The 10,962-nt window shown below is 76.3% G+C and carries 1 protein-coding gene; it reads right to left on the bottom strand.

Going from position 1 to position 10,962, the window contains the following annotated elements; translation table 11 throughout:
- On the bottom strand, positions 1 to 10,962 hold a 10,962-nt coding region (locus PUR71_RS03015), incomplete at both ends, for a non-ribosomal peptide synthetase (protein WP_329924724.1).

Genomic DNA, 10,962 nt, shown 5'->3' with positions numbered 1-10,962 from the left:
GCGGACGCGCTCCTCGGTGAGGAGCCCGTCGGGCCAGGACCAGTCGGCGGTGAGCTGCGGGCCCTCGGCGGTGTCGAGGGTGGCGGCGTTGAGGTCGACGGCGTGGGCGAGCGGCATGGCCGGGTCGCGGCCGTCACCGAGCGCGACGTCGGTGCACAGCGCCCAGTCGGCGTCGGTCTCGCCCGCCGCGAAGCGGCCGAGGTAGTTGAAGCCGAGCTGCGGGCGCGGGGCGCCTTCGAGCGCGCCGCGCAGCAAGCCGTAGCCGATGCCGTTGTCCGGCAGGGCGTGCAACTGCTCCTTGACGGCCTTCAGCGCGCGGGCCGGGTCGGCGCCGGTGCCCGGGTCGAGGCGGACGGGGAACATGCTGGTGAACCAGCCGGCCGTGCGCGTGGTGTCGGCGTGCTCGACGACGTTCTCGCGGCCGTGGCCCTCCAGCTCCACCAGGACCGGCGTGGCGTCGCCGCCGCGCCAGGCGTTCACGGCGAGCGCGAAGCCCGTGAGCAGCACGTCGTTGACGGTCGCGCGGTACCGCGTGGCGGTGTCGGTGAGCAGCGCCGCGGTGACGTCCGAGGGCAGGGTCAGCGACAGGTGCCGGACGGTGGCCGCCGTGTGCACGGCCGGGTCCAGCTCCGCGAGCGGCGCGTCCCCGCCGTCGACGCCGTCGAAGCCGTCGGACTGGGCTTGCCAGAGCGGGAGTTCGGCGGAGCGGTCGAGTGCGGTGAGCTGCTGCGCCCAGCGGCGGAACGACGTCGGCACGGGCTCCAGGGCGGTGCCCTCGTAGGCGTGGGCGAGGTCCGGAAGGAGGATGCGCCACGAGACGCCGTCGACCACCAGGTGGTGCGCCATGACCAGCAGACGGTTCTGCTCCTCCGACCACACGGCCTGGAGCATCACGCCGGCGTCCGGGTCGAGCCGCAGCTGGGCGGCGCGGGCCTCGGTGGCGAGGTCGGCGCCCTCGGCGCGGCGCAGCACGTCCGTGGCGCGGACGGTGCCCGGCTCGGGGACGTCGAGGTTCCACGCGTCGGCGCCGCGCACCAGCCGGGCCCGCAGCACGTCGTGGTGGTCCAGCACGGTCTGAAGGGCGTCCGCCAGGCGCTCGAAGGTGGCGCCGACGGGCGTCCGCACGACCATCGTCTGGCTGAATCCGTCGACGGCGCCGCCGAGTTCGCGCAGCCATCCGACGATCGGCGTCTGCGGGACGAGCCCGTACGCGGCCCCGGCCTCCTCCACCGGCAGCGCGTCGGCGGTGCCGGCGACGGCGGCCAGGGCCTCCGGGGTGCGGTGCCGGAACACCTCGCGGGCGGTGAAGACCAGCCCGGCCTTGCGGGCGCGGCTCACCAACTGGATGGAGACGATGCTGTCGCCGCCCAGCTCGAAGAAGCCGTCCTCGGCGGACACCTCGGCCACGCCCAGCAGGTCGCGGAAGATCCCGCACAGGACCTCCTCGGCCGGCGTGCGCGGTGGCCGTCCGCGGCCGGTGCCCCGGTACTCGGGTGCGGGCAGGGCGCGGCGGTCGAGCTTGCCGTTGGCCGTCAGCGGCAGCGCGTCGAGCGCGACGAAGGCGGACGGGACCATGTACTCGGGCAGCGCGGCGGCCAGGTGGGCGCGTAGCACCGCCTCATCGAGGGCGCCGCTGCCGCGCGGCACGACGTACGCCACCAGGCGCTTGATGCCGGGCCGGTCCTCGCGGACGACCACGGCCGAGCGCAGCGCGCCCTCGTAGCGGGCCAGCACGGTCTCGATCTCGCCGAGTTCGATGCGGAAGCCGCGGATCTTGACCTGGTCGTCGGAGCGGCCGAGGTAGTCGAGGCGGCCGTCGGCGGTCCACCGCACGACGTCGCCGGTGCGGTACATCCGGCTGCCGGCCGGGCCGTACGGGTCGGCGGTGAAGCGCTCGGCGGTGAGGTCGGGGCGGCCGAGGTAGCCGCGCGCCAGTCCGGCGCCGGCCAGGTACAGCTCGCCCGCGACGCCCGCCGGGACGGGCCGCAGGCGCTCGTCCAGGACGAGGGCGCGGGCGTTGGCCACCGGGCGGCCGACCAGCGGCCGGTCGGTGTCCGCGGTGCTCGTGGTGGCGCTGTCGACGGTGGCCTCGGTCGGGCCGTACAGGTTGTAGGCGGTGACGCCCGGGGTGCGGGCGAGCTCCTGCCACAGCGCCGGGCTCACGGCCTCGCCGCCGAGGGCGAGGATCCGAGGCCGGGCCGACGCGTCCCGCACCAGGCCGTGCTCGACGAGCTGCTCGGCGTAGGACGGGGTGAGCTCCAGGAAGTCGATCCGGTGCTCGCGGACGTAGCCGACCAGGGCCTGCGGCTCACGCCGGACGTCGTCGTCCACGAGGTGCAGCTCGTGGCCGGCGACCAGCCAGAGCACCGGGTCGAGCGAGGCGTCGAAGGACACGGCGGCGGTGAGCGCCGCGCGCAGCGGGCGGCCGGCGGCGGCGATGTCCGCCGCGTACAGCTCGGTGAAGTGGTGGTGGAACAGGTTGCCGAGGCCCGCGTGCGGGACGACGACGCCCTTGGGCTTGCCGGTCGAGCCGGAGGTGTGGATGACGTACGCGGGGTGGCGCGGGTCCGGCGGGAGCGGCAGCGGGGTGCCGGCCAGCTCGCGCAGCTCGTGGACGACCGCCGGGGAGGAGAGGTCGATCCGCTCGCCGCCGCGCTCGGCGGGCAGCGCGTCGCGGGCGCCGTCGCCGGTGATGACGGCGGCGGTGCCGGCGTCCTGGAGCAGCTGCGCGATGCGCCCGGCGGGGAGCGCCGGGTCGACCGGGACGTAGGCCGCGCCGGCCTTCATGACGGCGAGCAGCGCGACGACGAGGTCGGCGGTGCGCGGCAGGGCGACGGCGACGAACCGCTCCGGGCCGATGCCCCGGCCGGCCAGCAGGCGGGCCAGCCGGTTGGCGCGGGCGTCGAGCTCGGCGAAGGTCAGCCGCTCGCCGCCGGCCGTCAGGGCGGGGGCACCGGGGGTGCGGGCGGCCTGCGCCTCGAACAGCGCGGGCAGCGTGGTGGCGGGCACCTCGCGGGCGGTGTCGTTCCACTCGACGAGGACGCGTCGGCGCTCCTCGGCGGTGAGCAGGTCGAGTTCGGACAGCGCCCGGTCCGGCGCGGTGACCAGGGCGCTCACGGTACGGGCGAACCGCTCGGCCAGGTCGGCCGCGGTGTCCCGGTCGAACAGGTCGGTCGCGTACTCGATCCGGCCGCCGACGCCGGCCGGCGCGCCGTCGGCGGTGAACTCCTCGGCCAGCTGGAAGGACAGGTCGAACTTGGCGCCGTCCACCACGGCCGGGTGCGGCTCGACGGACAGGCCGGGCAGGACGAGCTCGGCCGCCGCGTTGTTCTGGAAGGCCAGCATCACCTGGAACAGCGGGTGGCGGGCCAGCGAGCGCTCCGGGTTGAGCAGTTCGACCAGGCGCTCGAACGGCACGTCCTGGTGGGCGTAGGCGGCGAGGTCGGTCTCCCGGACCCGGGCGACCAGCTCGCGGAACGTCGGGTCGCCGGTCAGGTCGGTGCGCAGCACGAGGGTGTTGACGAAGCAGCCGACCAGGTCGTCCAGGGCCTCGTCGGTGCGCCCGGCGATCGGCGAGCCGATCGGGACGTCCTCGCCCGCGCCGAGCCGGCCGAGCAGGGCGGCCAGGGCGGCCTGGACGACCATGAAGACGCTCGCGTTGGCCTCGCGGGCCAGCGCGGCGAGCGCGGTGTGCGCGTCGGCGGACAGGTGCAGCGGCACGGTGTCGCCGCGGAAGCTCTGCTCGGCCGGGCGCGGCCGGTCGGCGGGCAGGGCCAGCTCCTCGGGCAGCCGGGCGAGGGTGCGCTGCCAGTAGCCGGTCTGGCGGGCGAGCTCGCTCGCCGGATCGGCCTCGTCGCCGAGGACCTCGGCCTGCCACAGCGTGTAGTCGGCGTACTGGACCGGCAGCGGGGTGAACTCCGGTGCGCTGCCGTCCAGTCGGGCCGCGTAGGCGGTGGCGAGGTCGCGGGCGATCGGGGCCATCGACCAGCCGTCGCCGGCGATGTGGTGGATCACCACGAGCAGCACGTGCTCGGTGGCGCAGACGCTGAACAGGTGGGCGCGCAGCGGCACTTCGGCGGCGAGGTCGAAGTCCAGCGCGGCGGCCGCGGCGAGCGCCGCGGCGTCGTACGGCGCGGTGTGCAGCACCGGGCGCGCCCCGGCGGCGGGAAGCACCTGCTGGCGCGGCCGGCCGTCGGCGTCCGGGAAGACGGTCCGCAGGCTCTCGTGCCGCGCGGTGAGGTCGCCGAGGGCGGCGGTCAGGGCGGCGGTGTCGAGCGCGCCGGTGAGGCGGACGGCGAGCGGCAGGTTGTAGGTGCCGGTGCGCTGTTCGAAGCGGTTGAGGAACCACAGCCGGCGCTGCGCGGCGGACAGCGGCACCGACTCCGGGCGCACCCGGGCGGTGAGCGCCTGGCGGGCCCGGCCCGCGGCGCCGATCCGCTCGCCGAGCGCGGCGACGGTCGGGGTCTCGAACAGGGCGCGCACCGGCAGCTCGACGCCGAACAGGGTCCGCACCCGGCTGACCTCCCGGGTGGCGAGCAGCGAGTGCCCGCCGAGGTCGAAGAAGCCGTCGTCGATCGAGACCCGCGGCACGCCGAGCACCTCGGCGAACAGCCCGGCCACCTGCTCCTCGCGCTCGTCGCGCGGGGCCCGCCCGGCCCCGGCCGCGGCCCCGAAGTCGGGGGCGGGCAGGGCGCGCCGGTCGAGCTTGCCGTTCGGGTTGAGCGGCAGCCGCTCCACCAGGACGAAGGCGGACGGGACCATGTACTCCGGCAGTGCGGCCGCGGCCTGCGCGCGCAGCTCGGCGGCCTGCGGTTCGGCGCCGTTCGCCGGCACGGCGTAGGCGACGATGCGCTGGTCCCCGGGGGTGTCCTCGCGGACCAGGACCGCCACCTGGGCGACCGCCGGGTGCTTGGCGAGCACGGACTCGATCTCGCCGAGCTCGATCCGGAAGCCGCGCACCTTGACCTGGAAGTCGGTGCGGCCGAGGTACTCGATCTCGCCGTCGGCGGTGCGGCGCACGAGGTCGCCGGTGCGGTACATCCGGCTGCCGGCCGGGCCGTACGGGTCGGCGACGAAGCGCTCGGCGGTCAGGCCGGGACGGTTCAGGTAGCCGCGGGCCAGGCCCTCGCCGGCCAGGTACAGCTCGCCCGCGACGCCCACCGGAACGGGCCGCAGGCCGGCGTCCAGGACGAGCGCCCGGGTGTTGCGCCGGGGGCGGCCGATCGGCGGGGTGCGCCCGGCGTCGTCGTCGCCCTCGTACCAGGCGGTGGCGTACACGGTGGCCTCGGTGGGGCCGTAGATGTTGGCGAGGCGCGCGCCGGGCACGGCGGCCCGGATCGCGTCCGCGGTGTGCGCGGCCAGGCCCTCGCCGGCCAGGACCACGAGACCGGCGCCGAAGCGCGGGGCACCGGCCTGGCCGAGGGTGTGGGCGAGCGCCGACGGGACGGCGCTGACCAGGCCGTAGTGCCGGCCCTCGGGCGCGTCCAGCAGCGCGAGCACGTCCCGGACCAGCTCGATCCGGCCGCCGGACAGCAGCGGGCCGAACAGCTCGAAGACGGACACGTCGAAGTTGAGCGAGGTCGCGGCGAGGACGTCGGCGAGCCGCTCGGGGCCGATGTCGCAGGCCGCCCAGGCGGCGAGGTCGGCGACGTTGCGGTGCGGGATCACGACGCCCTTGGGGAGGCCGGTGGAGCCCGAGGTGTAGATGACGTACGCGGGGTGGCGCGGGTCCAGCGGGCGCGGCCGCTCGGCGTCGGTGACGTCGCCGTCCGGGAGGGCGGCGAGCCGCTCGCGCACGGCCGGGTCGTCCAGCCACAGCGCCGGGACGTCCGCGGGCAGCGCGTCGGCCGCTGCGGTGCTGGTGAGCACCAGCGCGGGCCGCGCGTCGTCGAGCATGTGGGCGATCCGGTCGGCCGGGTAGCCGGGGTCGACGGGCAGGTAGGCGGCGCCGGACTTGAGCACCGCGAGCAGCGCCACGACCAGGTCGGCGGTGCGCGGCAGGGTCAGCGCGACGAACCGCTCCGGGCCCGCGCCCTCGGCGATCAGCAGCCGGGCCAGCCGGTTGGCGCGGGCGTCCAGCTCGGCGTAGGTCAGCTCGGTGCCGGCGTGCAGCACGGCCGGGGCGTGCGGGGTGCGGGCGGCCTGCGCCCGGAACAGCTCCGGCACGGTGGTCTCGGTGACCGGGCGGGCGGTGTCGTTCCACCCGTCCAGGACCAGGGCGCGCTCGGCCTCCGTCAGCACCTCGACGGCGCCGACCGGCAGGTCCGGGTCGGCCGTGACGGCCGCGAGCAGCCGGCCGAGCCGGTCGCCGAGGGACTGGGCGGTGGCGCGGTCGAACAGGTCGGCGGAGTACTCCAGGACGCCGGTCAGCCCGGCCGGGCCGCCCTCGGCGGTGAACGTCTCCTCCAGCGAGAACAGCAGGTCGAACTTGGCCGCCGACAGCCGCACCGGCAGCGCGGTGGCGCGCAGCCCGTCCAGGTCGAGGGTGGCCGCCGCGTTGTTCTGGAAGGCCAGCATCACCTGGAACAGCGGGTGGCGGGCCAGTGAGCGGACCGGGTTGAGCACCTCGACCAGGCGCTCGAACGGCACGTCCTGGTGGGCGTAGGCGGCGAGGTCGGTCTCCCGGACGCGGGCCAGGAGCTCGGCGAAGGTCGGGTCGCCGGAGACGTCGGTGCGCAGCACCAGGGTGTTGACGAAGAAGCCGACCAGCTCGTCGAGCGCCTCGTCGGTGCGCCCGGCGATGACACTGCCGAGCGGGACGTCGTCCCCGGCGCCGAGCCGGTGCAGCAGGGCGGCGACGGCGGCCTGGACGACCATGAAGACGCTCGCGTCGTGCGTCCGGGCGACGGCGGCGATCCGCTCGTGCACCTCGGCCGGCAGCGCCAGCGGGACGGACTCGCCGCGGTAGCTGACGTCGGCCGGGCGGGGCCGGTCGGTGGGCAGCGCGAGCTCCTCGGGCAGGCCGGCGAGGGCCCGCTTCCAGTGCTCGACCTGCCGGGCCAGCGGGCTGTCCTGGTCGCTCTCGTCGCCGAGGACCTCGGCGTGCCAGAGCGTGTAGTCGGCGTACTGGACGGGAAGCGGCTCCCACGCGGGGGCGGTGCCGGCCCGGCGGGCGTCGTAGGCGGTGCCGAGGTCGCGGGCGAAGGGGGCGAGGGACCAGCCGTCGCCGGCGATGTGGTGCAGCACGACGAGCAGCACGTGTTCGGTGGCGGAGATCCGGAACAGCTCGGCGCGCAGTGGGGGTTGGGTGGTGAGGTCGAAGCCGTCGGCGATCGCCCCGGCCAGGGCGGCGTCCAACGTGCCCTCGCCGTCCGCGAGTTCGGTGAGCGGCAGACTGAGTGCCGAGGTGCCGGCGGGCAGCACCCACTGGCGGGGGCGGCCGTCGAACTCGGGGAAGACGGTCCGCAGGCTCTCGTGCCGGTCGATGACGTCGCCGAGCGCGGCGGTCAGCGCGGCCCGGTCGAGCTCGCCCTCCAGCCGCAGCGCGAGCGGCAGGTTGTAGGAGGCGGTGGCACCCTCGAAGCGGTTGAGGAACCAGAGCCGGCGCTGGGCGGGGGAGAGCGGGACCTCCTGCGGCCGTGGTCGGGCGGTGAGCGCGGCGCGGGCGTGCCCGGCCACGGCGATCCGCTCGGCGAGCGCGGCCACGGTCGGCGCCTCGAAGAGGGTGCGCACGGCCAGCTCCACCCCGAACACCGGCCGGATCCGGCTGACCAGGCGGGTGGCGAGCAGCGAGTGCCCGCCGAGGTCGAAGAAGCTGTCGTCGACGGAGACCGCGGGCAGCCCGAGGATCCCGGCGAACAGCCCGGCCAGGATCTCCTCCTGCGGGGTGCGCGGGGCGCGGCCGGCCGAGGCGGTGAGCGCGGGGGCGGGCAGCGCGCGGCGGTCCACCTTGCCGTTGCCGGTCAGCGGCAGCGTCTCCAGGGCGACGTAGGCGGACGGCACCATGAAGCCGGGCAGGCCGGCGGCGGCGTGCGCGCGCAGCTCGGCCGGCTCGATCCGGGCGCCGGGCGCGGCCACCAGGTAGGCGACCAGCCGCTGGTCGCCGGGGACGTCCTCGCGGACCATCGCGGCGGCCTGGGCGACGGCGGGGTGCCGGGCCAGCACGGCCTCGATCTCGCCGAGCTCGATGCGGAAGCCGCGCACCTTGACCTGGTCGTCGGTGCGGCCGAGGTAGTCGAGCGCGTTCGCCGCGTTCCAGCGCACGAGGTCGCCGGTGCGGTACATCCGGGCGCCGGCCGGGCCGTACGGGTCGGCGGTGAAGCGCTCGGCGGTCAGGCCGGGGCGGCCGAGGTAGCCGCGGGCCAGGCCGTCGCCCGCCAGGTACAGTTCGCCGGCCACGCCGCGCGGGACCGGCCGCAGGGCGGCGTCCAGCACGTACACCCGCATGCCGTCCAGCGGGCGGCCGATCGGGATCGCGGCGGGGACGTCGGCGGCGGAGCCGATCCGGTGGCTGGTGGCGAAGGTGGTGGTCTCGGTCGGGCCGTAGCCGTCGACCACGGTCAGGCCGGGGCAGGCGTCCAGGACGCGGCGCACGGCCGCGGCGGGCACGACGTCGCCGCCGGTCCACACCTGGCCGACCCGGGCCAGGCAGCCGGGGCCGTCCTCGGCGATCAGCCGGAACAGGCCGGCGGTCAGCCACAGCGCGGTGACGCCGTGCCGGGTGACGGTCTCGCGCAGGCGCACGGCGTCGAGGTCCCCGGCCGGGGCGACGACGACCTGGCCGCCGCCGAGCAGCGGCACCCACAGCTCGTAGGTGGAGGCGTCGAAGGCGGTCGGCGAGTGCAGCAGCACCCGCTCGTGGCCGGACTCGAAGCGGCGGTCCTCGGCGAGCGCGACGACGTCGCGGTGGGTGACGCCGACGCCCTTGGGCAGGCCGGTCGAGCCGGAGGTGAACATCACGTACGCGAGCTGGTCCGGCCGGACGTCCACGCCGGGGCCGTGGGTGGGGCCGTCGGCGAGCGCGGCGGCGGCCTCCAGGACGGTCAGGTCGGCGTCCTCGTCGAGTCCGAACCCGGCGGCGTCGTCGGCCGCGTCGGCGATGAGCACGGCAGCGCCGGTCTCGGCCAGGATGTGCCGCATCCGGGCGGCCGGGAAGCGGGGGTCGAGCGGCACGTACGCGCCGCCGGCCTTGAGCACGCCGAGGATCGCGACCACCAGCTCGGGCGAGCGCTCCATCAGCAGCGCGACCCGGTCCTCGGGGCGGACCCCGGCGGCGAGCAGCTTGTGCGCCAGGCGGTTGGAACGGGCGTCGAGCTCGCCGTACGAGAGGCTGCCGGCCTCCGCGACCACGGCCTCGGCGGCGGGCGCCCAGCCGGCCAGCTCGGCGAAGAGCCGGGTGATCACCGGCACGGCCGCGCCGGGGTTGCGCGGGGTGTCGTTCAGGCCGCGCAGCAGCCGCTCCCGCTCCTCGGCGGCGAGCAGCGGGATCCGGCCGACGGGCGCGTCCAGCAGGCCGGGGGCGGCGGTCAGGACGCCGACCACGCGCTCCAGCAGGGCGCTCGCGGCGGCGGCGTCGAACGCGCCGGTGCGGTGGTCCAGGCGCAGCTGGAGCCGCTCGCCGGGCACGGCGGTGAGGATCAGCGGGTAGTGCGTCGCGTCGTGGCCGGCCAGGCCGGTGACGCGCAGGTCCCGGCCGAAGTCCAGCACGTCGGCGTCGAGCGGGTAGTTCTCGAACACCACCAGGGTGTCGAAGAGTTCGCCGAGGCCGGTGGTGTGCTGGAGGTCGGTCAGGCCGAGGTACTGGTGGTCCAGCAGGGCGGCCTGCTGCGCCTGGAGCCGGTCCAGCAGGGCGCCGAAGCGCTCCGCCGGGTCGAGGCCGACCCGGACCGGCAGCGTGTTGATGAACAGGCCGATCATCGACTCGATGCCCGTGACCTGCGGCGGACGGCCCGAGACGGTACCGCCGAACACCACGTCGTCCCGACCGGTGAGCTGGCCGACGACCAGCGCCCAGGCGGCCTGGAGCAGGGTGTTGAGCGTGGTGCCGCGGGCCCGGCTCAGCGCGGTCAGGCGGGCGGTGAGCCCGGCCGGCAGCTCGGTGGTGACGCGCTCGGGCGTGCCGGCGGCGCCGTCCCGGTCCGCCGGGGCGACCAGGGTGGGCTCGGCCAGGCCGTCCAGCGCCCGCCGCCAGGCGGCCTCGGCCACGGACCGGTCCTGGCCGGCCAGCCAGCCCAGGTACTCGCGGTGCGGGGTGACCCGGGGCATGGTCGCGCCCTCGCCCCGGTAGAGCGTGAACAGTTCCTTGACCAGGACGGGCATCGACCAGCCGTCGAGCAGGATGTGGTGGTTGGTCAGCACCAGCCGGTGCCGGTCGGCGCCGGTGCGCAGCACGGCGAAGCGCATCAGCGGGGCGCGCGCGGGGTCGAAGCGCTCGGCCCGGTCCTCGGCGGTCCAGGCGTCGGCGTCCGCTGGTCGGCCGGTGAAGTCCAGCTCCTGCCAAGGGAGTTCGACGGTGGCCGGGATCACCTGGACCGGCGTCTCGAAGCCGTCCTGGCGGAACGCGGCGCGCAGCGTGCCGTGCCGGGCGAGCAGGGCCGCGGCGGCGGTGCGCAGGGCGGGGACGTCCAGCGGGCCTTCGATGTCGAGGGCGAGTTGGACGGTGTAGACGTCGTGGCCGTCGGTGTCGTAGGTGGCGTGGAAGTACAGGCCCTGCTGGAGCGGGGAGAGCGGGAGGAGGTCGGCGAGGGGGCCGTGCTCGGCCTCCAGGCGGTCGATCTGCGTCTGGGTGACGGTGACGAGCGGGCGGACGTCGGACGGGGTCAGGCCGCCGCCGGTGGTCGCGGCGAGGGTGCGCAGGGCGGTGAACCAGGCCTCGGCGAGTTCGCGGACGCGCTCCTCGGTGAGGAGCCCGTCGGGCCAGGACCAGTCGGCGGTGAGCTGCGGGCCCTCGGCGGTGTCGAGGGTGGCGGCGTTGAGGTCGACGGCGTGGGCGAGCGGCATGGCCGGGTCGCGGCCGTCACCGAG

This window comes from Streptomyces sp. SP17BM10 (assembly GCF_036322405.1).
In the GTDB taxonomy this organism is placed as follows: domain Bacteria; phylum Actinomycetota; class Actinomycetes; order Streptomycetales; family Streptomycetaceae; genus Kitasatospora.
The sequence above is the reverse complement of the archived record's forward strand: the minus strand, read 5'-3'. Positions and strand labels throughout refer to the sequence as shown.